This is a genomic window from Sodalis sp. dw_96, assembly GCF_018449575.1.
Lineage (GTDB): Bacteria > Pseudomonadota > Gammaproteobacteria > Enterobacterales > Enterobacteriaceae > Acerihabitans.
Map to the genome: position 1 here is coordinate 243,206 of NZ_JAAVUT010000004.1, position 23,237 is coordinate 266,442.

At 56.2% G+C, this 23,237-nt stretch carries 21 protein-coding genes; 9 read left to right on the forward strand and 12 right to left on the reverse strand.

Annotated elements, in window-relative coordinates; all coding sequences use genetic code 11:
* Positions 1–152 precede the first annotated feature (152 nt).
* Together HB631_RS08785 and HB631_RS08790 are read left to right on the forward strand one after the other, a co-directional pair.
* Positions 153–1,223, forward strand: coding sequence for a sugar ABC transporter substrate-binding protein (locus HB631_RS08785; RefSeq protein WP_213990769.1), 1,071 nt, complete (start codon positions 153–155; stop codon positions 1,221–1,223).
* A 15-nt stretch (positions 1,224–1,238) separates the two neighbouring features.
* Positions 1,239–2,489 (forward strand): LVIVD repeat-containing protein, encoded by a 1,251-nt coding sequence (locus HB631_RS08790; RefSeq protein WP_213990770.1) that lies wholly within the window; start codon positions 1,239–1,241, stop codon positions 2,487–2,489.
* Positions 2,490–2,824: 335 nt separating this feature from the next.
* Here HB631_RS08790 and mtnK read toward each other — a convergent pair whose 3' ends face one another.
* Positions 2,825–4,024, reverse strand: a complete 1,200-nt coding sequence (mtnK, locus tag HB631_RS08795) for an S-methyl-5-thioribose kinase (protein WP_213990771.1) — start codon at positions 4,022–4,024, stop codon at positions 2,825–2,827.
* 102 nt (positions 4,025–4,126) lie between these two features.
* Here mtnK and mtnA point away from each other — a divergent pair, with 102 nt between their 5' ends.
* Positions 4,127–5,158: an S-methyl-5-thioribose-1-phosphate isomerase gene (gene mtnA, locus HB631_RS08800; RefSeq protein WP_213990772.1), complete on the forward strand. Its 1,032-nt coding sequence runs from the start codon at positions 4,127–4,129 to the stop codon at positions 5,156–5,158.
* 410 nt (positions 5,159–5,568) lie between these two features.
* Here mtnA and HB631_RS08805 read toward each other — a convergent pair whose 3' ends face one another.
* The 8 genes from HB631_RS08805 to nudF form a co-directional block, all read right to left on the reverse strand.
* Positions 5,569–6,114 carry an acireductone dioxygenase gene (locus HB631_RS08805; RefSeq protein WP_213990773.1) on the reverse strand — a complete coding sequence of 182 codons (546 nt, stop codon included), beginning with the start codon at positions 6,112–6,114 and terminating at the stop codon, positions 5,569–5,571.
* Positions 6,111–6,800, reverse strand: a complete 690-nt coding sequence (gene mtnC / locus HB631_RS08810; RefSeq protein WP_213990774.1) for an acireductone synthase — start codon at positions 6,798–6,800, stop codon at positions 6,111–6,113. The genes HB631_RS08805 and mtnC overlap by 4 nt, the downstream gene beginning before the upstream one ends.
* Complete coding sequence (locus HB631_RS08815; RefSeq protein WP_213990775.1) at positions 6,797–7,411, reverse strand: methylthioribulose 1-phosphate dehydratase; 615 nt, start codon at positions 7,409–7,411, stop codon at positions 6,797–6,799. Before HB631_RS08815 ends, mtnC begins: the two co-directional genes overlap by 4 nt.
* A 288-nt stretch (positions 7,412–7,699) precedes the next feature.
* A complete protein-coding gene (gene parE, locus HB631_RS08820; RefSeq protein ID WP_213990776.1) occupies positions 7,700–9,595 on the reverse strand; it encodes a DNA topoisomerase IV subunit B in 1,896 nt (631 codons plus the stop codon).
* Between the two features lie 96 nt (positions 9,596–9,691).
* Complete coding sequence (gene yqiA, locus HB631_RS08825; RefSeq protein WP_213990777.1) at positions 9,692–10,273, reverse strand: esterase YqiA; 582 nt, start codon at positions 10,271–10,273, stop codon at positions 9,692–9,694.
* A complete protein-coding gene (gene cpdA / locus HB631_RS08830; RefSeq protein WP_213990778.1) occupies positions 10,273–11,100 on the reverse strand; it encodes a 3',5'-cyclic-AMP phosphodiesterase in 828 nt (275 codons plus the stop codon). Before cpdA ends, yqiA begins: the two co-directional genes overlap by 1 nt.
* 27 nt (positions 11,101–11,127) lie before the next feature.
* The gene (locus HB631_RS08835) at positions 11,128–11,553 is read right to left on the reverse strand and encodes a DUF1249 family protein (protein ID WP_213990779.1); all 426 of its coding nucleotides are present in this window, start codon (positions 11,551–11,553) and stop codon (positions 11,128–11,130) included.
* Positions 11,553–12,185 (reverse strand): ADP-ribose diphosphatase, encoded by a 633-nt coding sequence (gene nudF, locus HB631_RS08840; RefSeq protein WP_213990780.1) that lies wholly within the window; start codon positions 12,183–12,185, stop codon positions 11,553–11,555. The genes HB631_RS08835 and nudF overlap by 1 nt, the downstream gene beginning before the upstream one ends.
* A gap of 207 nt (positions 12,186–12,392) precedes the next feature.
* Here nudF and tolC point away from each other — a divergent pair, with 207 nt between their 5' ends.
* From tolC to HB631_RS08855, 3 genes are all read left to right on the forward strand, one after another.
* The gene (gene tolC / locus HB631_RS08845; protein ID WP_213990781.1) at positions 12,393–13,928 is read left to right on the forward strand and encodes an outer membrane channel protein TolC; all 1,536 of its coding nucleotides are present in this window, start codon (positions 12,393–12,395) and stop codon (positions 13,926–13,928) included.
* A gap of 190 nt (positions 13,929–14,118) precedes the next feature.
* Positions 14,119–14,775 carry a DUF1190 family protein gene (locus HB631_RS08850; protein WP_213990782.1) on the forward strand — a complete coding sequence of 219 codons (657 nt, stop codon included), beginning with the start codon at positions 14,119–14,121 and terminating at the stop codon, positions 14,773–14,775.
* A gap of 3 nt (positions 14,776–14,778) precedes the next feature.
* Entirely contained in the window at positions 14,779–15,939 is a 1,161-nt protein-coding gene (locus tag HB631_RS08855; protein ID WP_213990783.1) for a glutathionylspermidine synthase family protein, read from the forward strand.
* A gap of 60 nt (positions 15,940–15,999) precedes the next feature.
* Here the strand turns inward: HB631_RS08855 and ygiD are convergent, their stop codons facing one another.
* Positions 16,000–16,782, reverse strand: a complete 783-nt coding sequence (gene ygiD / locus HB631_RS08860) for a 4,5-DOPA dioxygenase extradiol (protein ID WP_213990784.1) — start codon at positions 16,780–16,782, stop codon at positions 16,000–16,002.
* A gap of 117 nt (positions 16,783–16,899) precedes the next feature.
* Positions 16,900–18,426 carry a nitric oxide reductase transcriptional regulator NorR gene (norR, locus tag HB631_RS08865; RefSeq protein ID WP_213990785.1) on the reverse strand — a complete coding sequence of 509 codons (1,527 nt, stop codon included), beginning with the start codon at positions 18,424–18,426 and terminating at the stop codon, positions 16,900–16,902.
* A gap of 180 nt (positions 18,427–18,606) precedes the next feature.
* On the opposite strand from norR, the gene norV reads away from it, so the two are divergent.
* From norV to tehB, 3 genes are read left to right on the forward strand one after another with little or no spacing between them, the layout of a single operon-like run.
* Positions 18,607–20,160: an anaerobic nitric oxide reductase flavorubredoxin gene (norV, locus tag HB631_RS08870; protein WP_213990786.1), complete on the forward strand. Its 1,554-nt coding sequence runs from the start codon at positions 18,607–18,609 to the stop codon at positions 20,158–20,160.
* A gap of 9 nt (positions 20,161–20,169) precedes the next feature.
* On the forward strand, positions 20,170–21,306 hold the full coding sequence (gene norW / locus HB631_RS08875) for an NADH:flavorubredoxin reductase NorW (protein ID WP_213990948.1): 1,137 nt from the start codon (positions 20,170–20,172) through the stop codon (positions 21,304–21,306).
* Between the two features lie 11 nt (positions 21,307–21,317).
* Entirely contained in the window at positions 21,318–22,208 is an 891-nt protein-coding gene (tehB, locus tag HB631_RS08880) for an SAM-dependent methyltransferase TehB (protein ID WP_213990787.1), read from the forward strand.
* Between the two features lie 352 nt (positions 22,209–22,560).
* On the opposite strand, the gene ribB is transcribed toward tehB, so the two are convergent.
* Entirely contained in the window at positions 22,561–23,214 is a 654-nt protein-coding gene (gene ribB, locus HB631_RS08885) for a 3,4-dihydroxy-2-butanone-4-phosphate synthase (protein ID WP_213990788.1), read from the reverse strand.
* Positions 23,215–23,237: the final 23 nt, after the last annotated feature.

Consider the following 23,237-nt stretch of genomic DNA (forward strand, 5'->3'; position numbering starts at 1 on the left):
ATGACTTAAGTTCGCCTAAAATGTCATAAGTGAATATATTCCTTCTCCCCCACCGTCTGGCTATGATGCTGTACAGAGCAAACAGACATCCAGACATAAAACCTCTCCCCGATTCTCATATTGTGAATATTGCCCACCTGACGGAGCCGTTGATGAAAACATGTTTATCCCTGTGGCCGGCGTTGAGCCTGGCTTTTAGCCTGGCGGCTTCCGCCGCCGCGCCCGCGCCGATCCCCGCCGCCATCGCCCACCACAAGGGTCCGATTCGCATCGCGGTTATCCGCAATTTGGGATCCGATGACAACACCACTCAATTTGTTTCCGGCGTCATTGAAGAAGGCAAAAAGCTGGGATTCAAGATCAGCACCTTTCTCAGCAATGGCGACGACGCCCGTTTTCAGGATTTTGTCAATCAGGCCATCAGCCAGAAATATGACGGTATCATCTTATCCCAGGGGCGCGATCCCTATTCCACCGATTTGGTTAAACGCATCACCGCACAAGGTATAGCGGTATCGGTATTCGACACGGCGGTGAACGGCACCGTGCCCGGCGTTACCGTGACCCAGCAGGACGATGCGTCCCTCACCGACGCCTCCGTCGGACAGTTGATCAAGGATTTCAACGGTAAGGCCAATATTATCAAGTTATGGGTGGCGGGCTTCCCGCCCATGGAACGCCGCCAGGCGGCCTATCAGAAGCTGCTCCACGACAACCCGGGCATCCATGAACTGGAATCCATTGGCGCCGTGTCGTCCGATGTGCAGGGGGATACCGCCAACAAGCTGGGGGCGGTGCTGGCAAAATACCCGAAAGGTAAAATCGACGCCATCTGGGGAACCTGGGATGCGTTTAGCCAGGGTGCCTATAAGGCGCTGAAAGAAAACGGCCGTACCGAAATAAAACTCTACAGCATCGATATATCCAATCAAGATCTCCAGTTGATGCGTGAGTCGGACAGTCCCTGGAAAGTCAGCGTGGCGGTGGATCCCAAGCTTATCGGCAAGATAAACCTGCGGCTGGTGGCCAATAAGATTGCCGGTGAGCCGACGCCGGACCACTATGATTTCCACGCCGCCACCATCCCCCAGGCGCTGGTGGTCAGCCAGCCGGGGCCGGTGAATATGGCGTCTCTGGTTAAGATTATTCCCGGCTGGGGCCAGACGGATGATTTTGTCGCCCCTTGGTTCGCCACGTTGGAAGCCGCGCGCGGCGCCAAATAAAATAAGGTCTCTCCCATGACGTCTCGGTTATTGCCCACGCCCGATTACAGCCGCAATATGCGGTTGATTGGCTATAGCGATCAGGGCGGCAAACCTGACGGTGTGCAGATTATGGTGCACCGGGGTTATGCCTATATCGGCCATATGGTGTCTCAGGGGGTCTCCATCGTGGATGTCCGCGATGTGAAACATCCGACACCGGCGGGTTTTATCCCCGCGCCGCCCGGAACCTGGAATGTGCATTTGCAGGCCCATGACGATCTGTTGCTGGTGGTGAATGCCCGGGATTTATTTGCCGATGCGCGTTTCGCCGATGAGAAAGTCTATTATACCCGTTCGGTAACGGATACCGTGGGGGATGAATCCGATCGACGGGGCTGGAGCGCCGGTCTGCGCATCTTTGATATCTCGGTGCCGGACCGGCCCCGGGAGATAGGTTTCCTCAAGCTCAGCGGCATCGGCGTGCATCGCATCTGGTATGTGGGGGGACGTTGGGCCTATGTCTCGGCGCTGCTGGACGGTTTTAGCGATTATATTTTCCTCACCGTTGATTTGTCCGATCCCGCCAAACCGGCGGTGGCCGGACGCTACTGGCTGCCGGGTATGTACAGTGCGGGGGGTGAACAACCGGATTGGCCGGAGGGTAAACGTTACGCGCTGCACCATGCCATTATCAGCGGCAATACCGCCTACGGCAGCTGGCGCGACGGCGGGCTGACCCTGCTGGATATTACCGATCGCACTCGTCCCGCCCTGATAAGCCACCGGAACTGGAGTCCGCCTTTCGGCGGCGGCACGCACACTGCCCTGCCCTTGCCGGATCGTGATTTATTGATAGTCCTGGATGAGGCGGTGCTGGACAATCAGCAGGACGGAGAGAAACTGATCTGGCTGTTTGATATCCGCACGCCGGAAAACCCGGTGAGCATCGCCACTTTTCCGCAGCCCGCCGAAGCGGATTATAAGAATAAGGGCGCACATTTCGGCCCGCATAATCTGCATGAGAACCGGCCGGGCAGTTTTGTCAGTTCCACGCTGATTTTCGCCACCTATCAAAATGCCGGGGTACGGGCCTACGATATCAGCGATCCCTATCGGCCGAGAGAAACCGGGGCGCTGGTGCCCGCCGCCCCGGCCGTGATGATGGATAAACGTCCGGGGCGGCCAAGGGTGATCCAGTCCTGCGATGTATTTGTGGATGCCGGCGGGATTATCTACAGCACCGACTATAACGGCGGCCTGTCGATTATTGAATACCGCGGTTAGTTTAAGGCTGCCGGCGGCCAACCGATTATTGAATAACGCGGTTGGTTTTAGGCTGCCACGGCCTGCCGATTATCGACTGACTGGGATGAATACGCCTGGCAGCCTGAGGGCGTCCGTTTTGTCCTAGAAAATTAATTTAAATACGCCGGTAATGGTCAGCAGGCCGACAATAAAGATAATCGCGATAATCCAGAGAAATATTTTCATTCCGTTTCCTTCTTGTTAGGGGTAGTCATCATCAAAGCGGAGGTAAGTTGATGATATCTCTAAATGAGTATAGAAGAAGAAAATGAAATTGACAGGCGGGGCCGCAGAAAGCGTCCCCGGACCTAACCTTAGCCATTCTGCCGGATACGGGCGATCAACGCCGACGAATCATCAATGTGCGGCGCCGCCAGAATCAACATTTTGCCGAGATTCAAGGCATGATGCTGGCATTCATGGCGCATGGCTGCATCGGCCACGGTATCCAGATCCGTCACATGGGCCAGGCCGATGGTGCGGCGAATCAATTCGGTGCCGCAATAGCCCAGGGCATCGGTCCAGACCTTCCGTAGAAAACGGTGCGCATAACCCGGCGCGGCAAGGGTAAGATCCCGGGTGTTTTCCGCCGCCAGCGCCTGGAAGCCCTCGGCAAAGGCCTGCCATAACTCGCGGATATCCTGTAGCCGCTGTTCCCGTCCGGCGGCGGCCTCGCGCAGTCCCAGCAATCCCGGCAGGCCACAATAGTTCAGCAGCAGATTACCGATGGCGGTACCGATATCAAAACCGATGGGACCGTAAAAACCGAATTCCGCATCGATAACCTTTAATTGACTTGCGGCGACGAAGATCGAGCCGGTATGGATATCACCATGGAGCAACGCTTCCGCTTTGGTGAGAAAAGTATGTTTAAGCGCCGCCACCGCCAGCCTGAGATCCGGATCCGTCCGCAATCCCGCCACCGCATCCTCAAGCGCCGTCTCGTAGGAATTGCGGTCATGGCCGCTGTAGGGATCGGTGAAAAACAGATCTTCGGTTATCTGGCACATTTCCGGGTTGCTGAACCGGCCCACTTCGGCCTTTTTCTCGTGGGGATGCTGGTAAAAATCCGAGGTATAAAACAGAGTCCTGGACAGGTATTCCCCCAGTTGGCGCGCGGCCTGGGGATAATAACGCCCGGCAAGCAGCTCCCGCCGCCAGATGGACATGGCTGACAAATCCTCCTGGATCATCACCGCCAGCCCGGCATCGTGGTGCAGGATTTTGACGGTATGCTGGGGACAATAACGTTCGTGCACCAACAGGGTTTCCGCCTCGATACGGGCGCGATCGAGAGTCAGCGGCCAGCTTTCTCCGACGCAGCGTACGTAGGGCAACGCCTGTTTTACCACCACCCGGCTGATACCGCGGCCGTCGAGGATTTTAAAGACCAGATTGAGATTGCCGTCGCCTACCTCCTCGGCGTTTATCAACGTTTCCGGGTCGCTGAGCCCGGCATAACGGCGGGCATAATCAACGGCATCGGCGGCGGTCAGCGTACGGTAAGCGGACATTTTTCAGCACCTCAAATTAAACGTTTAGACGTCTATACATCTTTACGTCATGTTGGCAGAATAGCCATTTTGATGCAATAACCTAAAAGGATTTAACAAGCGATGCAGAACATTAACGCCACCAGTATGCGGGTGCTGGACAACCGGTTATGGATTTTGGACCAGCAGGCGCTGCCGCAGCAAAAAAACTGGTATCCGGTCTTAACGGCGCAGGAGCTGATTGATCATATACGCGCCCTGCGGGTGCGCGGGGCGCCGCTAATCGGCTTAACCGCCAGCCTGCTGCTGGCCTTGCTGGCTGCCGAGGGCATGTCCCGTGCGGAGCTGACGTCGGCGCTGGCGCACCTGCTGGCGGCACGCCCCACCGCCGTAAATCTGATGAATAACCTGGCGCGGATGCGGGAAGCCCTGGCAACGGCGGATTATATCGATGCCATGGGGCGGGAAGCGCTGCGGCTGGTGGAGGAAGATCGGGGGCTGTGCGATGCCATCGCCGCCCATGGCGCCACGCTGGTAGGTCCCGGCAGCCGCCTGCTGACGCATTGCAATACCGGCGGTCTGGCTACCGCCGGCATCGGCACCGCCCTGGGGGTGATACGCCGGGCGCATCAGCAGGGCAATGTGCGGCGGGTATGGGTAGATGAGACCCGGCCTTTGCTGCAGGGCGGACGCCTCACCGCCTGGGAGCTGGGGGAGCTGTCCATACCCTATATCCTGATCTGTGACGCCATGGCCGCCGGCCTGATGGCCCGTGGCGAGGTTGATGCCGTTTGGGTGGGGGCGGATCGCATCGCCGCCAACGGCGATGTGGCCAATAAAATCGGCACCTATAGCCTGGCGGTGCTGGCGCGTTATCACGGCGTTCCGTTTTATGTCGCCGCGCCCCATACCACCCATGATGCGGCCTGCGCCAACGGCGACGGGATCCCCATCGAGCAGCGGGATGCGGGGGAAGTCACCGGCGTGAGCGGCGGTTTCGGCAGCTGCCGCTGGGCGCCGGAAAACGCCGAGGTTTATAATCCGGCGTTTGATGTGACCCCCGCGGCCTTGATCAGCGCCTGGGTGCTGGATACCGGTGTTATTACCTCCGATCAGGTGGCAGCTGGGGTATTCAGGCAATCGTTGGTTAGCTAATGGCTTATTTAACACCCGAATACCTTGCCGCTTCTCCCTTTAACACGTTTGTTGCACGATCGGTGTTAGCGGGCCTAGCGTGCCATGAGGCGCTCCGGCGGGCGGAAAAACCACGCCCGCTTCGACCTCATTGGCGCGCTCTCCCTTTAACAGGCTCGTTGTACACTCGATGATAGCGGGCCTAGCGGGCCATGTGGCGCTCGGTCGGGCGGAAAAACCACGCCCGATTCGACCCCATTGGCACGGTCTCCCTTTAACACGTTTATTGCACGATCGGTGATCGCGGGCCTACCGTGCCATGTGGCGCTCGGTCGGGCAGAAAAACCATGCCCGATTCGACCCCATTGGCACGGTCTCCCTTTAACACGTTTGTTGCACGACCGGTGATCGCGGGCCTGACGTGCCGGGTCTTAGCGTTCGAGGCGCGGATAGTTATCGGCGATGGTATCGCCGGTAAAGCGGGCTATCCAGCCCTCGGGATTATCGAACAGCCTGATGGCGGTGAAATGCGGCGCGGCGCCCATATCGAACCAGTGGGGGGTGCCCGCCGGTACGGAGATCAAGTCACTTTTTTCGCACAAAATTTGCATGATTTTTCCCGCGATATGGAGGCAAAACAACCCGGAGCCTTCAACAAAAAACCGCACCTCGTCTTCGCCGTGGGTATGCTCGGAAAGAAATTTAGCGCGCAGAGCCTCCCGCTGGGGATGATCGGCGCGCATGCTGATAACGTCCCAGGTTTGATAGCCCTTTTCCGCCACCAGCCGTTGGATGGCGTGTTGGTACGCGGCAATAACCTCTTCCGGTTGTGGGTCGCTGCCCAGTTCGCCGTCCGCCCGCCAGCGTTCGAAACGCACGCCGACCGCATTCAGCTGTTCGCGAATGGCATCGGCGTCATGGCTTTGCCAGAGGGGCCGGCTTGCATCGGAATCGGTGTAAATCGTTAATGCGCTCATAAGGCAAGCTCCTGTAAATCAATCTGCTGAAAATGATTAACCTGGGGATGCAGCCGGGGGCAATTTACCGGATCCCGAATCAGCTGGCAGGTGCGCCAGCCCGCCTCCCGTGCGGCATCAAGCTCTTGGCAAAGGTCGGATAAAAAGAGTATTTCTTGAGGCAAGCACTGCAACCGGGCGGCAATGTTCCGGTAAGATGCCGCCTGTCTCTTGGCGCCTACCCTGGTGTCGAAATAGCCGTCGAACAGGGGACGCAAATCTCCCGACTCGCTGTAGCCAAACAACAGCTGCTGCGCTTCAACCGAGCCGGAAGAGTAGACATAAAGCGAGATCCCCCGCTGCCGCCATTCCGCCAGTTGGGGAGCGACGTCGGGATAGAGATGGCCTTGGAAATCTCCCTTCAGGTAGCCCTCCCGCCAAATCATCCCCTGTATCGTTTTCAGGGCGGTGGATTTACGATCTTCATCCATAAAACCGAACAATGCGGCAATCAGATCGGCGATGGTGGCGCCGGGACGTGCTATTTCCAGGCGCAGCTCCGCCAGGGCCGCCGCCACTTCCGGTTTATGTTCACGCTGGCGCAGGAATTCGGACAACCGTTCCCGGGCATAAGGGAACAAGACCTGGTGCACGAAGCGGATATCGCTGGTGGTGCCTTCGATATCGGTAACGACGGTCTTGATCATTTCGCCTCCAGCAAACGGCGCTGCAACTCGCACTGAAACAGGAATTCCAACCCTTCCAGATGTCGGCTGGCCTCTTTAACATCCCGCCCCCAGCAATAGAGGCCGTGGCCGCGCACCAGAAAACCATGGCGCAGGCCATCCCGCTCGTCCCGGGCCGCCACTCGTTCCGCCAGGGCGGCGATATCCTGATCGTTATCGAATATGGCGATGGATACCGGGGTTAAATGACTTTGCTCGCCGCTGAGGGATTTTTGCATCTCATACCCCTCCAGGATCAGCCAATCACGCGGTTCCACTCGTGAAAGCACGGTGGCATTCACCGAATGGGTGTGCAATATTGCGCCCACGTCCGGATAGCGACGATACATCAGCGCGTGCAGGCCGGTTTCCGCCGATGGCCTGCGGTGGTCCTGCGCCCGTTGGCTCAGGATATCCACCGTCAGAAACTGACCGGCCTCCAGGCTGCCTTTATCCTGGCCCGATTCGCTGATTAAGCAGGTTTGCCCGTCAAGGCGTACCGACATATTACCGCCGGTAGCCGGGCACCAGCCTTTTGCGCCGATCCAATGGCATGCGGCCACCAGCTCGGCTAATTGCTGAGTCACTATCATAAGTATCCTTTCTCCTGAAGCGGGCTGTCTCTCAGTCTGGGGAAATTTAGCCGTTTAACCGTCCGTATGTCTTGACAGCCAGATAGTAACATTGGGCTAACGGGGCGGCAACAGCGTAGCTAAGTATAACCGTGCTTAACTAAACGCTATCGAGAGACAGCGGGCAAAAAGGTTATGATATTTGTATGACAATTAATGCGGAGGGGGGTAAATACGTTATGTCGTCGAGATGACGAGCCACGAAAAAGAACGTTTAGCGCCTGACAAAAGCCGGGCGCGAGAGAGTTATCACACGTCGATTTCAGCTTCGTCGCCTTTTTCCTGCAGCCAGTTGCGCCGGTCTTCCGAGCGTTTCTTCGCTAACAGCATGTCCATCATCAGCAGCGTCTGCTCCACGTCCTCATCATCAATGGTCAGTTGCACCAGCCGGCGGGTGTTGGGATCAAGGGTGGTCTCGCGCAATTGCAGCGGATTCATTTCCCCCAGCCCTTTAAAACGCTGCACGTTGGGCGTGCCTTTTTTGCGTTTAAGCTGTTCGAGCACGCCGGCTTTCTCGCTCTCATCCAAGGCGTAATAGACCTCTTTACCGAGGTCGATACGATAGAGCGGCGGCATGGCGACGTAGATATGTCCGCCTTTGACCACCGAGCGGAAATGCCGCACGAACAGCGCGCACAGCAGGGTGGCGATATGCAAACCGTCCGAGTCGGCATCCGCCAGGATACAAATCTTGCCGTAGCGCAGTTGGCTTAAATCGTCGCTATCGGGATCGATGCCGATGGCCACCGAAATATCATGCACCTCCTGGGACGCCAGAACCTCATCGGAAGAGACTTCCCAGGTATTCAGGATCTTGCCCTTCAGCGGCATGATGGCCTGGTATTCACGATCCCGCGCCTGTTTGGCCGAACCGCCCGCCGAGTCCCCTTCCACCAGGAACAGTTCGGTACGGGCCAGGTCCTGGGCGGTGCAATCCGCCAGTTTGCCCGGCAAAGCCGGTCCGCTGGTGAGCTTTTTACGCACGACTTTTTTCGAGGCCCGCAAGCGCCGCTGGGCGCTGGAAATCGCCAGTTCCGCCAGCTGCTCGGCGATGTGGATATTCTGATTCAGCCACAGGCTGAACGCATCTTTCACCACGCCGGAAACAAAGGCGGCGCACTGCCTGGATGAGAGCCTTTCCTTGGTTTGGCCGGCAAACTGCGGATCCTGCATCTTCACCGACAGCACATAGGCGCAGCGCTCCCAGATATCCTCCGCCGACAGCTTGACGCCGCGGGGCAGGATATTGCGGTATTCGCAAAAATCACGCATGGCGTCCAACAGTCCCTGCCGCAGCCCGTTAACGTGGGTGCCGCCCTGGGGAGTGGGGATCAGGTTGACATAACTTTCGGTTAACAGCTCCCCGCCCTCCGGCAGCCAAAGCAGTGCCCAATCCACCGTTTCGGTATCGCTGGCGAAGCTGCCGACAAACGGTGCTTCGGGCAGGGTAATCAGGCCATTGATCGCCTGATTGAGGTAATCGGTCAGACCGGACTGGTAGCACCAGCTTTGTTCCGTATTATTCACCCGGTCGATAAAAACAATTTCAACGCCGGGACAGAGCACCGCTTTCGCTTTCAGCAAATGGGTCAGGCGCGAGGCGGAAAATCGCGGACTGTCGAAGAACTGCGGATCGGGCCAAAAATGCACGCTGGTGCCGGTATTGCGTTTGGGGCCGGTGCCTTTTATCGACAGATCTTCAACTTTATCGCCGTTCTCGAAGGCGATGCCGTAAATATTGCCGTCACGACGAACCGTCACATCCACCCGGGTGGACAGGGCATTCACCACCGAGATGCCGACGCCGTGCAAGCCGCCGGAAAACTGGTAACTTTTGTTGGAAAATTTACCGCCCGCATGCAGGCGGCACATGATCAGTTCCACCGCCGGCACACCCTCTTCCGTATGAATGTCCACGGGCATACCGCGGCCGTCATCGATCACTTCGAGGGATTGATCGGCATACAAAATCACTTCAATGCGCTTGGCATGGCCGGCTAACGCCTCGTCGACGCTGTTATCAACGACTTCTTGTCCCAGATGGTTGGGGCGCGTGGTATCGGTATACATGCCGGGACGGCGGCGCACCGGCTCAAGCCCGCTGAGCACTTCTATCGCGTCGGCGTTATAGGTTTCTTGTGTCATGGTTTAATCGACTATCGTAACAAATTGTTGGAGAGCCTACCGCAAAGGGCACCGGTTCGGAAAGACTTAATTCGCGTTATGCGGCACACGGGGGATTCAGACAGCGGCGAGCCCGAGGAAATCCACAATGGGTGAGAAATAATGTTCGAACCCGATAAACGCATGATTTCCGCCTGACTCCACTGTTTGACGACAATGAGTGTAGTACTCCTGCGCCTGACGGTAATCAAGGATCTCGTCGCCCGTTTGCTGCAGCAGCCAGATAAGGTCCGGCGATGCCGGTTTTTCAACCAGCATGGACTTCAAGTCGTAGACATGGCGAGACTCTAGCACATAACGTTGACCGGTGTAGGGATTCTCGTTAACGCCTAAAAAACCCGTTAAAAGCTCATAAGGACGTACCGCCGGATTGACCACCACGGCGGGCAGCTTGAAGGTTTGCGATAGCCAGGTGGCATAATAACCGCCCAGGGACGAGCCCACCAGGCCCAGCGGTTCGCCGGCTTTCTCCAGCACCAGCCTTTCGAGCAATTCCGCGGTTTCGGCGGGATACACCGGCAGCTGCGGCACGATCATTTCAATGGCGGGATGGTGTTGACGCAACCAGGCCATCAGGGAAGTCGCCTTGGCGGATAAAGGGGAGCTGTTGAAACCGTGCAGATAGAGCAGAACGGCCATTAATAGCCTTCCGAATCCGTATCCGGCAAATACTCTATGCCCGATAAACGATGGACTTCGGTTTCAAGCCGGCCGTCCGGGTAGAGATCAAGATAACGCCAGCCCGGCCCGACGGAATCGATGGTGAAGTTGGTGCAATGGGGTTTGAACTGCACGCAGGTGGAGGGGGAAGCCAGTACGCGCCGGCCTTGCCAGTCCAAATCAAGCTCCTGGTGGATATGCCCGCATAATAAGGTTTTAACCCGCGGGAAATGACTCAGCACCGCCGACAGCATATGAGCATTGCGCAAGCTGTGTTGATCCAGCCAGATGCATCCCGAGGCGGACGGATGATGGTGCAGGAGCAGCAAGGTATGGCGATCCGGCTGCATCCTGAGGGTTTTATCCAGCCATTCCAATTGGTATTCGCTCAGCTCGCCGTGGGGCACGCCGAATACCTGGCTATCCAGTAAAATCAACTGCCAGTTGTCCCCCAACAGCACATGCTTGGAGGGCGAGATCCCGCACTCTTCAAGCGCCTTGACCATGGCCGGCTGAAAATCATGGTTACCCGGCAGCCAGACGCAGGGCGCGGGCAGACGCGAAATTCCCTCGGCGAAATGCTGATACGCTTCAAGTGAATGATCCTGCGCCAGATCCCCGGTAGCCACCACCAAATCATACCGATGCCGTTCCGCCTCAATCGCGTCCAGTACCGCGCAATAGCTACGGTAGGTATTCACCCCAAGCAGCGCCTCATCCTCACCGGCAAACAGATGAGTGTCTGTGATTTGTAAAATCCTGATTATGGCCCCATTCGCCACAGGAAGTCTCAACAGGCTTTCCAAAGGGTATCCTTGGTTATTAAAATCTGCCTAACAAGCTGGAATCGCCATCGCCCCGTACGCTAAACAATAGCGTAGCCAATCCGCAAGGAATTGGTTGATTTGATGTTTTTCGTCACGTTGATGTAACTTTTTATTAGGGTAATCATACCGTGCCTTGAAACGATAGATCTGCTGACTGGAACACACTTCCGCAACCATGGCGTCGTGATACAGCCGGACGCTCATGGACGGCAGGCTCCAGAAACTGACCAACGGCTCGGTCTGGATAATTTGCACCAGGGTGGTGTAACGGGTCGCTTCCAGAATGGTCAGGCGATAACTGGCGCCGTTCACCTGATAGGCTATCATCTCTCCCACTTCATTGGCACGGGGCAATAGCCGGCGCAGCTGGGCGAAGTTCGTTTCGCACAGGCGCATCATTTCCGGGAAATCAGGGGTATAGCGCTTGGTCATTAATCCGCCCACTCTTTTCGTAAGGATGCATGGTGTAAGGCCAGCCATTGCAGGGCAATGACGGAGGCCGCGTTATCGATAATGCCTTCTTCCACCCAGCGGTAAGCCTGCTCGCGACTCACCACGTGAAGACGTATATCTTCGTTTTCTTCCACCAATCCATGGATACCTTCAGCCAGCCCGGCATTCACTTCGCCCACCATAATGGTCAGGCGTTCACTGGTACCGCCCGGGCTTGCCAAATAGCTTAGCATCCGTTTACAGCGCCCAACTTCAAGCCCCGATTCCTCAACCGACTCGCGGCGCGCCACCTGTTCGAGGGTCTCGCCGGGCTCGATCATACCGGCTACCAGCTCTAACAGCCAGGGGGTCGGACTGCTATCATAAGAGGCAATGCGAATTTGTTCCAATAATACAACTTCGTCACGTATTGGATCATAAGGCAGAAGGACCACGGCGTGCCCGCGCTCAAAAATTTCCCGGGTGACTTCTTCACTCATTTCGCCGTTAAACAGGCGATGGCGGAACCGATACAGCTCCAAAGAAAAAAAACCTTTGTAAAGTTTATCCCGTGCAATAATTTCTACATCTTCTTTACCGAATGTAACGGGTGTGGGTTCGGTTAATGCCATTTTAACGACTCCTAGTCTGTATAATCGGCCATTTCGTGGTTGCTAAAGCAATCACTGTGCCGCAAAGTGCAGGTTTGTGATAAATTTTGTGATACAGAGACAAGATGGCACGTTCAGCCACCTCATACACTCCGCTGACTCTGATAGAATCGGGCGATATTTATCTGTCGACAGCGCTACCATAGCAATTTTGCTGTATCAAAAGGAATGCAAATGAAGAAACTGCTCCCCCTTCTTATTGGACTGAGCCTCGGAGGCTTCAGTACTTTAAGTCAGGCAGAAAATCTGCTTCAAGTGTATCAGCAGGCACGGCTATCCAATCCGGATCTTCGCGCATCGGCAGCTGATCGCGACGCGGCATTTGAAAAGATCAACGAAGCCCGCAGCCCCTTGCTGCCGCAGCTTGGACTCGCGGTGGGTTATAATTATACCAATGGCTTTCGCGATCAAAGGGATATCAATTCCAATCAGGGCAGCGGTTCGTTGCAGCTCACCCAGACCATTTTCGATATGTCAAAATGGCGTGAGCTGACATTGCAGGAAAAAACCGCCGGCGTGCAGGATGTCACTTACCAGACCGCGCAGCAGACGTTGATCCTTAATACCGCTACCGCTTATTTTAACGTATTAAGCGCCATCGACGCACTTTCTTATACCGAGGCGCAAAAGCAATCGATTTATCGGGAGCTGGACCAAACCACCCAGCGCTTTAACGTCGGACTGGTGGCCATTACCGACGTACAAAACGCCCGCTCCAACTATGATACCGTACTGGCCGCCGAAGTGAGCGCCCGCAACACGGTGGATAACGCCCTGGAAAGCCTGCGCCAGATAAGCGGCAGCTTTTATCCGCAGCTGGCCTCCCTAAATATAGAGCATTTTGATGCCGCCCAGCCGCAACCGGTCAACTCGCTGTTGAAAGAAGCGGAAATGCGCAACCTGAGCCTGCTCAGCGCCCGTTTGTCGCAGGATGTGGCGCGGGAAGAGATTCGTTTGGAAGAAACCGGCCATTACCCGACTCTGGCATTAACCGCGTCCTCGACGTTGACCAACACCGATTATAACGGTTCAAGAACCAACGGTAATGCCAATTATACCAATTCAAATATCGGCCAGAACGCCGTCGGTCTGACCCTGAGCGTGCCGATTTATTCCGGCGGCCAGGTGACTTCACAGGTCAAGCAGGCGCAGTACAGCTTTGTCAGCGCCAGCGAACAGTTGGAAAGCGCCCATCGCAGCGTGGTGCAAACCGTGCGGTCGTCATTTAACAACATATCCGCCTCCATCAGCAGCATCGATGCCTATCGCCAGGCGGTGATTTCGGCGCAAAGCTCTCTGGACGCCTCGGAAGCCGGTTATGAAGTGGGCACCCGCACCATTGTCGATGTGTTGGACGCCACCACCACCCTGTATGACGCCAAACGCAATCTTTCCACCGCCCGCTATACGTACGTAATCAATCAGCTGACGCTTAAGAATGCCTTGGGCACTCTTAATGAGGATGATATCCGGACGCTGAACGCCTCCCTTGGGGAACCCATTGCCACCAATCCAGAACAAGTGGCGCCGGTGAATCCCAATCAGGACGCCAACGCCCAGGGCGCTAACCCGGGCCAGACCTCCCGGGTGCCCCGCGGTAATTCGTCCGACGCCGCCCATTCGGCCAGGCAGACGGCCACCCCGGTGAGCGCCACCGTGCCGGCCTCTTCTTCGGTGAAAAAACGCAATCCCTTCCAGCAATAAGCCATATCCAGGCGGGCCCGTTCCCGCCTGGCTTGTTCTCCCTTACATCTCCCTGTCCCCCCTCTCATCGTTATGTATAACTTTGTAAAGTTGTTTCATAAGCGTGGCCGATGCTTCTTATTTGTACGTTTTTCCCCTATCCTTAAGGGGAACTCTGGGTAAGTTAAAACATTAATAAAGCAGGAAAATAATGAAACGGACAAAAGAAATTAACCACGCCGGCTTTCGCAAGCGCTGGCGGGTTTATCGTATGGCGCCGGTCGCGCTGGCGGTCGGCGCGGTATTCGTCCTTGCCGGTTGTGAAAAAAGCGACGAGAACGTGACCTTATATCAAAACAGCGACGACTGTTCCCGCGCCAATCCGTCCATGAGCGAACAGTGCACCACGGCCTATAAGAACGCCTTGCAGGATGCCAAGAAAACCGCCCCCAAATACACTTCCCGCGCCGATTGCGTGGCGGAGTTCGGCGAGGATCAGTGCACCCAGGTGCCGGCCCAGGCGGGCACGGCGGCTGAACCGCAGCAAAGCGGCAGTTTCTGGATGCCGCTGATGGCCGGTTATATGATGGGCCGGATGATGGGCGGCGGCTATTCCCAGCAGCCCCTGTTCACCTCCAGGGCGCCCAATAGCCCGGCCAACGGCAAATTTGTCGATGCCAGCGGCCGTAATTACGGTCCGGTGGCCAGCGGTCGCAGCATGAATGTGCCAAAAACCGCGATGGCGCCCAAACCCCCCACCACCAACACCGTGACCCGCGGCGGCTTTGGCGAAACCGTGGCCAAACAGAACACCATGATGCAGCGCAGTTCCGCCGCCCCCATGCCCCGCCGCAGTATGGGCGGCTAATCGATGAAACGGGTCACTCTGTATGAACGGCCGGACTGGCGTGAAAAAGCCGCCGAATATGGCTTTGATTTCCATACCATGTACGGCGAGCCCTATTGGTGTGAGGACGCCTATTATCAATTTACGCTGGCGCAGATCGACCAGCTGGAGGACGCCACCGCCGATATCCACCGCATGTGCCTGAAGGTGGTTGAAAAGGTGGTGGCCAGCGATGCGCTGATGACCAAGTTCCGCATCCCAAAGCATACCTGGCAATTTGTCCGCAACGCCTGGCACAGCGGCCAGCCCTCCCTTTATTCCCGTCTAGACCTGATTTACGACGGCCGGCAGCCGCCCAAGCTGCTGGAAAATAACGCCGATACCCCCACGTCCCTGTTTGAATCGGCGTTTTTCCAATGGATTTGGCTGGAAGATCAAATCAAAGCCGGACAGCTGCCCCCCGGGGCCGATCAGTACAACAGCCTGCAGGAAAAATTGATCGACCGTTTCCGTGATCTGAAAGAGCGGCATGGCTTCGGCCTGCTGCATTTCGCCTGTTGCCGGGATACCGATGAAGATCGCGGCACGGTGCAATATCTGCAGGATTGCGCGCTGGAAGCCGGACTGGCCAACGAGTTCCTGTTTATCGAGGAGATCGGTCTGGGTGAAAAGGGGCAGTTTACCGACACACAAAACCAGGTGATCGGCAATATGTTCAAGCTATATCCCTGGGAATTCATGCTGAAGGAAATCTTTTCAACCAAGCTGGAAGATGCCGGGGTGCGCTGGCTGGAACCGGCCTGGAAAGCCATCCTGTCCAATAAAGCGCTGCTGCCGATGCTGTGGGAAATGTTCCCCGGCCACCCTAACCTGCTGCCGGCGTATTTCAGCGAAGACAACCCGCCGCCCATGGACAGCTATGTGGTGAAACCTCTGTTCTCACGGGAAGGGGCCAATATCCGCATTGTGGAAAACGGTCAGGAAACCGCCCGCGTGGACGGTCCTTATGGCGAGGAAGGGTATATTATCCAGCAATACTGCCCGCTGCCGCTCTTTGGCGACAGTTATACCGTCATCGGCAGCTGGCTGGTGGACGGCCAGCCCTGCGGCATCGGTATCCGCGAGGATAAAGAGCGTATCACCCAGGATCTGTCGCGGTTTTATCCCCACATCATACTCGGCTGACCGGGTGCGTGGTCCGTTAGCGAGCACCTTATATCCTGGCCCTTTCAGGCGGGTGGGATATCAACCCACCTGGACCGACAGCATGCTCAGCGAGGCCATTTCGATGCCGTCCACCGGGATCGAGATAGGTTCTTTACCGTCCCAGCTCCCCAGAATATAGAGTAACGGCAGGTAATGGTCCGGGGTGGGATTTGACAACGCCGCGCTTTCGTGGCGCATAAAGTCCACCAGCGGGTGCTGCCCCTCACCTTGCCAGGCAACATTGTCACGGACAAATTGATTGAATGACTCTGCCCAGGGATACGGCTCGGCCGTGCCCTGCCAGTTTATCATGCGCAAGTTATGCACCACATTGCCGCTGGCGATAATCATTACGCCCTGGTCACGCAGGGCTGACAGTTCGCGTCCCAGCCGGTAGTGATATTCGGCGGGTTTAGTCCCGTCGATGCTCAGCTGCACCATGGGAATATCCGCCGCGGGATACATTTTTTTCACCACGCCCCAGGAGCCGTGATCAAATCCCCAGGATTGATCGGCGGTCACTTCCACCGGTAACAAAAGTTCCTGAATGGTTTTCGCCAGCGCCGGCGAGCCGGGTGCCGGATAACGTATATCGAACAGCGCCTGGGGAAATCCGCCGAAATCATGGATGGTGCGCGGATTTTCCATGGCGGTCACCGCGGTCCCCCGGGTATACCAATGGGCCGAAACCGCCACAATGGCGCGGGGACGCGGCAGGGTTTGCCCCAGCTGTTCCCAGGCTCGGGTATAACGATTATCTTCCAATACGTTCATCGGACTGCCGTGACCGAGAAACAGCGCGGGCATACGGGATTCGCTCATGGTAATTCCTTAAGGGTATGGCGCTTCTGGCGCTTCATAACCATTAAGGTACGCGATTCGCCCCCCTAATGAACCCGGATAAGCATGATAAAGACATTCAATAAATTTGAATGCTATTCATTTAACGCCAAGCCGTTTCGCCAGCCGATGTAAATTGCCAGGGTCCATGGCCAGTTGGCGTGCGCAGGCTGACCAGTTGTGTCCACAACTGTCCAGCGTCAGGCGGATCAACCGCCGTTGGTAATCATCGGTTCCCTGGCGCAGGCTGACCAGATCAATTGGTTTTAAAAGATACTGTTGATGGTCCACCGCCGGGTGCGGGTGCGCCGCGTCCAGGGCAAAATGCTGCGGTTTTAACAGAATATCGCCGCTACCCTGTTCCGCCCGCGCCAAGACCGTGGCACGATAAATAGCATGCTCCAGTTCCCGCACATTGCCCGGCCAGCGGTTAGCGGTAAGCACAGCCAGCGTGGCAGGGGTCAGTACCAGGCTGCTCAGCCCCATGGCGACCCGGCTGCGCTCGCAAAAAAAACCCGCCAGCAGAGTGATATCCAGCTCCCGTTCCCGTAACGGCGGCACATGCAGCGGGAACACGCTCAGACGATGGAAAAGATCGGCGCGAAACTCACCGGCCACCACCGCATCTTTCAGTACCCGGTTGGTGGCGGCCAGCACACGGACATTGACCCGCAGGTTTTGATCGTCTCCCACTCGCTGCAGGTCGCCATATTGCAGCACTCGCAGCAATTTCGCCTGCAACGTCAGAGATAATTCGCCAATTTCATCTAAAAACAGCGTGCCGTTATCCGCCAATTCGAATTTTCCGATACGATGGTGTATAGCGCCGGTAAACGCGCCTTTTACATGACCGAACAGCTCGCTCTCTGCCACCGACTCCGGCAACGCCGCGCAATTAAGGTAAATCAACGGTTTAGCCGCCCGGGGCGATCCCTGATGGATGGCCCGAGCCACCAGTTCCTTGCCAACACCGGTTTCACCGGTGATCAACACATTCAGATCGGAATTGGCGACGATATCGAGCTCTTTTTTCAGTTGCTGCATCACCGACGACAAGCCGATCATTTCGTCGCCGTCAACCGCCGGAGATAACCTGCCGGTGCTCACCGGCGCGATGACCTGCCTTTCCAGCCGTTCCACCAACAGGGCATTACTGAGCGCCACCGAGGATAACGCCGCCACCAGACGCAGCTCCTCATCGCTGAAATGATCCAACTGATGAGGATCCATGCCGTCGAGTGTCAGCGCGCCGATCAGATTCTGATCGGTAAACAGCGGCAGGCCGATACAGGCATGGACCTTGAACTGCTGGTGGCCTGGAACCAAACCGTCGTAGGGATCCGGCAATTGACTGTCCGCTGGGAAGCGCACCACATCACCGGCACGGGCGATAGCTTCAAGGCGCGGATGTTCGGACAAACGGAACCGCCGACCCAATACATCGGGCGATAACCCGGCGGTGGCAAGCGGCCGGAACAATTGCTGTTCATAACCTAACAACGCCAAGGCGTCGCAGCACAGCAGCCGCCGCAGGCCGTTAATCAACCGCGCAAACCGGTCCTGGCTGGAAATTCCCGACTGCAGCTCAATGGCGATATGACTGAGAGTCTCAATAGATAAGGACATAAAATTTACCGTTATCTGCGTCATTGTCATTATGACATTAATGCTGTCTTATAGACAAATTAATAGCTGAGTCAATTTAACAAAAATTTTTTAAAAAACTCGTAAAAACATACAGATAATGACTGGCACGCTATATGCAGTTTCTTTTCCATCGTTTAAGCCATTGGATCAGGAACCGCTATGAGCATACAGGTAAAAAATAATATTTATTGGGTGGGACAACGGGATTGGGAAGTACGGGATTTTCACGGCACCGAATACAAGACGCTTAAAGGCAGCAGTTATAATAGTTATCTTATCCGTGAAGAGAAAACCGTACTCATAGATACGGTGGATCATAAATTCAGCCATGAATTCGTCCAAAATCTCGCAGCGGAAATCAGCCTGAACGAAATCGATTACATTATCATTAATCATGCCGAGGAAGATCACGCCGGCGCCTTGAGCGAATTGATGGCAAGGATCCCGGACACGCCGATTTATTGCACCTTCAATGCCATTGATTCCATTAATGGCCATCATCACCATCCCGAATGGGACTTTCACGTTGTCAAAACCGGCGACCGCTTGGAGATAGGTAACGGCAAGCAGTTGGTTTTTGTCGAAACGCCCATGCTGCATTGGCCGGACAGCATGATGACCTATATCAGCGGCGATGCGGTACTGTTCAGCAATGACGCTTTTGGCCAACATTACTGCGACGAACATTTGTTTAATGATGAAGTGGATCAAAACGAATTATTTGAGCAATGCTCGCGGTATTTTGCCAATATCTTGACGCCTTTCAGCCGCCTGGTCACCGCCAAGATCAACGAGATCCTCGGCTTCAAGCTGCCGTTATCCATGATCGCCACCTCTCACGGCGTGGTCTGGCGCGACGACCCGACGCAAATCGTCGCTAAATATTTGCAATGGGCGGACAGTTATCAGGAAGACCGGATTACTCTGTTTTACGATACCATGTCCAACAACACCCGCATGATGGCCGACGCCATCGCCCAGGGGATCAATGAAATCGATCCCGGCGTCGCGGTGAAAATCTATAACGTGGCCCGTCATGATAAGAATGAAGTCCTGACGCAAATCTTCCGCTCCAAAGGCGTGCTGGCAGGATCCTCCACCATGAACAACGTCATGATGCCGAAAGTGGCCGCCCTGCTGGAAGAGCTGACCGGCTTGCGTTTTCGCGACAAGAAAGCCTCAGCGTTCGGCAGCTACGGCTGGAATGGCGGCGCGGTGGATCGGGTGCAAACCAGGCTGATGGACGCTGGATTCGACACTACCCTGGCCCTTAAGCTGAAGTGGCGCCCCGATGGCGAAGCCCTGGATATCTGTCGCGAGCACGGCAGAGAGATAGGCCGCCAGTGGGCCTTGCACCCTCTTGATGCCACTGCGGCGAATGACAAGACAGCTAAAATGCCTCCGGCCATTGTCGATGTAGCGATCGGAACCAATGTATCCCTCCCGGTTGCCGCATCAGCGGTAAAGTCCTCCTTCTCCCCGGATACCGCAACCGGCATGCTTTTAACAAACGAAGCCACGACCCTACTCGCGGTAGCCGACGCCGAAACGGGCACAAAGATGCAGTGCAGCGTTTGCCAATGGATTTACATTCCAGCCCTCGGCGAATCGATGCAGGGGATTGAGCCCGGCACACCCTGGTCCGCGGTACCCGACACCTTCCTGTGCCCCGAATGCGGCCTGGGCAAAGATGTGTTTGATGAACTGAAATAAGGACCCATGATGAATCAGGACATTATTATCATCGGCTCCGGTTTCGCCGCACGGCAATTGGTGAAAAATCTGCGTAAGCTGGATGAGGCCCTGCCGATCCGGCTTATCGCCGACGACAGCTGCGACGAATACAATAAACCGGAATTGAGCCATGCCATCAGCCAACAGCAAAGCGCCGACGATCTGACCCGATCTACCGCGGCGCAATTCGCCGAGCAATACCGGCTGGCGCTCCACCGACATTCCCGGGTAAGCCGGATTGATGCCGCCGCTCGCGAGGTCTATTGCGGGGAGACTGTCTATCCCTATCGCCGGCTGATTCTGGCGACCGGCGCCCAAGCTGCTATCCCGGCAATCGAAGGCGGTCATTTATTATTGACGCTCAACAGCCAGCAGGAGTATCGCCGGATAGACTCACAACTACGCCGGGCCCGGCGGATTTTGTTGCTGGGGGCGGGTTTAATCGGCACCGAACTGGCGATGGACCTCACCCAGGCGGGTAAGCAGGTCACGCTGGTGGATAAAGCCGCCAGTATCCTGGCTTCACTGATGCCGGCCGAAGTCAGCGCGCGTTTACAGCACCGACTGGTACAACAAGGCGTAGAATTGATCCTGAATACCGATCTGCTCAGCCTGTATCAAACCACCACGGGCATTGTCGCCGCGCTATCGCGGGGTCGACTTCTGGAGGTGGATGCCGCCATCGTCGTTATCGGCCTTAAACCGAATACCGCCCTGGCGTCGGCGGCGGGCCTGGCAACCGCCAGAGGCATCAAAGTCGACGATCGCCTGCGCACCAGCGATCCCCATATCCATGCCCTGGGGGATTGCGCGGAAATCAACGGCAAAGTGCTCCCATTTTTACAACCGATACAAATGAGTGCCGCCGTACTGGCTAAAAATGTGCTCGGAGGCAGCGCCAATCTGGCATTGACGCCGATGCTGATAAAGGTAAAAACGCCGGATTTACCGTTGCATCTGGCCGGGGAAACCCAGAGAACCGATCTGCAGTGGCAGGTCAATTTCGATTCACAAGGCATGTTGGCCAAAGGCCGTGATGACCAGCAGCGGCTATGCGCTTTTGTCGCCGGCGAAGCACGCATGCAGGAGGCGTTTAAACTGTTACGCCAACTGGGCAATCAATAACGGAGAGTCAAATGCAGGAACTATTGTGTTATCAAACCATGCCGATCTGGACTCGCGAGACTATCCCGACGGCTTTCCGTGAACGTCATAATACCAAAGAAGGTGTGTGGGCCCGGTTGACCGTGCTGCAAGGCAGCTTGACCTTTGACCTGATGAACGAGAACAACGATATTGTGCAAAGCGGGGAATTTTCCGCCGGACGACAGCCGCCGCAGGTGGAACCGCAGCAATGGCACCGCATCGCCGCCGTTTCCGATGATATACAATGCCGGTTGGCTTTTTATTGCCGCCCGGAGGAGTTTTATCATTTCAAATACGGGTTAACCCGCACCCATTCTGAAGTCATCAATGCCGTCAGCTTTTTATCACCCGATATCTCGTTATCGCCCGGTAAAACGTTGGACCTGGGCTGCGGCGGCGGTCGCAATGCGTTATACCTCGATCTGCTGGGCTTCAGCGTAACCGCCCATGATAAAAACCCGCAAAGCATCGCCGCCCTCAATGAGATCATTGCGGCCGAAGAGTTGAAAAATATCAGCGCCTCGACGCTGGATATCAGTGAAGTGTCCATCAGCGGGGAGTATCAGTTTATTCTCTCTACGGTGGTGATGATGTTTTTACCGGCCGACTGTATCAGCCGCCTGATAGGCGATATGCAGCGCAGCACCCTGCCGGGGGGCATCAACCTGATTGTCGCCGCCATGTCGACGCCGGACTTCCCCTGCCCGATTCCGTTTCCATTTACCTTTGGTCCCGGCGAGCTGAAGCGGTATTACGAGGGATGGGAAATTATCAAGTACAACGAAGACCCGGGAGAACTGCATAAAACCGACGCCGACGGCAACCGCATCAAGCTGCGGTTCGCCACCCTGCTGGCCAGAAAGCGCCCACTGGCAGTTTAGTCTCACAATACATCGGGTTGTAACGGTGCCCGGTCGGGACAAGGAGATAGATCGTAAACACGCCGTGAATCCATCCATGGAGGCTCGATCCGCGCCGTCCTGGCGCGGACGGTTTACTCCCTATCACCCTGCCCCTCCCAATTGACTCCAGGCTCGTTTGTTAGCAGTCCTTATTCGAGCTAAATAGCCAAACAGCGTGAGAGCGCGCCGATGTGGTCGAAGCGGGCGTGGATTTTCCGCCCGCCAGAGCGCCACACGGCACGCTAGATACCGCCAACACGAAATCTGAACCGAGCGTGTTCAAGGGAGAGCGCCCCATGGCAGTCCAGGCCCGCTGCGCCCGGGCCGAAATTCAGCTTGCCCGCTGGGCCAAGGCCTGCCGGTAGGCCACCAGGTCATCAATGGTCACTACCGTCATGTCGTGTTCCTTGGCGAACTCAATGATTTCCGGCGCATGGGCCATGCTGCCGTCCTCGTTGGTCACTTCGCACAATACACCCATGGGTTTCAGCCCCGCCAGGGTACATAAATCGATACTGGCCTCGGTATGCCCGCCACGGGTCAATACGCCGCCCGGCTGCGCCCGCAGCGGGAAGACATGGCCGGGACGATTGAGATCGCCAGGTTTGGCGTCATCTTTAATGGCGGCGCGGATCGTGGTCAGGCGATCGGCGGCGGAAACGCCGGTGGTCACCCCTTCCGCCGCTTCAATGGTCACGGTGAAAGCGGTCTGGTAATGGCTGGAATTACGCTCCACCATCATTGGCAATTCCAATTGTTGACGCCGTTCTTCCGTCAGACACAAACAAACGATACCGCTGCCATGGCGAATGGCCAACGCCATTTGCGCAACCGTCATGTTCTCGGCGGCAAAAATCATGTCGCCTTCGTTTTCACGATCTTCATTATCAAGCACCAACACACCGCGGCCATCGCGCAGTGAAGTGAGTGCGTTTTCCACGCGTTCCATCGGTGTACCGAATTTGGAGAGAAGCGTCTGATTCATGGTAAATAAAACCTCATAAAGTA

Coding starts and splice junctions, on each gene's coding strand:
- HB631_RS08785 (WP_213990769.1), top strand. CDS start 153: ATGAAAACATGTTTATCCCTGTGGCCGGCGTTGAGCCTGGCTTTTAGC.
- HB631_RS08805 (WP_213990773.1), bottom strand. CDS start 6,114: ATGAGCGCATTAACGATTTACACCGATTCCGATGCAAGCCGGCCCCTC.
- norR (WP_213990785.1), bottom strand. CDS start 18,426: ATGTCCTTATCTATTGAGACTCTCAGTCATATCGCCATTGAGCTGCAG.
- HB631_RS08835 (WP_213990779.1), bottom strand. CDS start 11,553: ATGACCAAGCGCTATACCCCTGATTTCCCGGAAATGATGCGCCTGTGC.
- HB631_RS08850 (WP_213990782.1), top strand. CDS start 14,119: ATGAAACGGACAAAAGAAATTAACCACGCCGGCTTTCGCAAGCGCTGG.
- mtnA (WP_213990772.1), top strand. CDS start 4,127: ATGCAGAACATTAACGCCACCAGTATGCGGGTGCTGGACAACCGGTTA.
- mtnC (WP_213990774.1), bottom strand. CDS start 6,800: ATGATCAAGACCGTCGTTACCGATATCGAAGGCACCACCAGCGATATC.
- yqiA (WP_213990777.1), bottom strand. CDS start 10,273: ATGGCCGTTCTGCTCTATCTGCACGGTTTCAACAGCTCCCCTTTATCC.
- ygiD (WP_213990784.1), bottom strand. CDS start 16,782: ATGAGCGAATCCCGTATGCCCGCGCTGTTTCTCGGTCACGGCAGTCCG.
- ribB (WP_213990788.1), bottom strand. CDS start 23,214: ATGAATCAGACGCTTCTCTCCAAATTCGGTACACCGATGGAACGCGTG.
- tolC (WP_213990781.1), top strand. CDS start 12,393: ATGCAAATGAAGAAACTGCTCCCCCTTCTTATTGGACTGAGCCTCGGA.
- parE (WP_213990776.1), bottom strand. CDS start 9,595: ATGACACAAGAAACCTATAACGCCGACGCGATAGAAGTGCTCAGCGGG.
- norW (WP_213990948.1), top strand. CDS start 20,170: ATGAATCAGGACATTATTATCATCGGCTCCGGTTTCGCCGCACGGCAA.
- HB631_RS08790 (WP_213990770.1), top strand. CDS start 1,239: ATGACGTCTCGGTTATTGCCCACGCCCGATTACAGCCGCAATATGCGG.
- mtnK (WP_213990771.1), bottom strand. CDS start 4,024: ATGTCCGCTTACCGTACGCTGACCGCCGCCGATGCCGTTGATTATGCC.
- HB631_RS08815 (WP_213990775.1), bottom strand. CDS start 7,411: ATGATAGTGACTCAGCAATTAGCCGAGCTGGTGGCCGCATGCCATTGG.
- HB631_RS08855 (WP_213990783.1), top strand. CDS start 14,779: ATGAAACGGGTCACTCTGTATGAACGGCCGGACTGGCGTGAAAAAGCC.
- tehB (WP_213990787.1), top strand. CDS start 21,318: ATGCAGGAACTATTGTGTTATCAAACCATGCCGATCTGGACTCGCGAG.
- norV (WP_213990786.1), top strand. CDS start 18,607: ATGAGCATACAGGTAAAAAATAATATTTATTGGGTGGGACAACGGGAT.
- nudF (WP_213990780.1), bottom strand. CDS start 12,185: ATGGCATTAACCGAACCCACACCCGTTACATTCGGTAAAGAAGATGTA.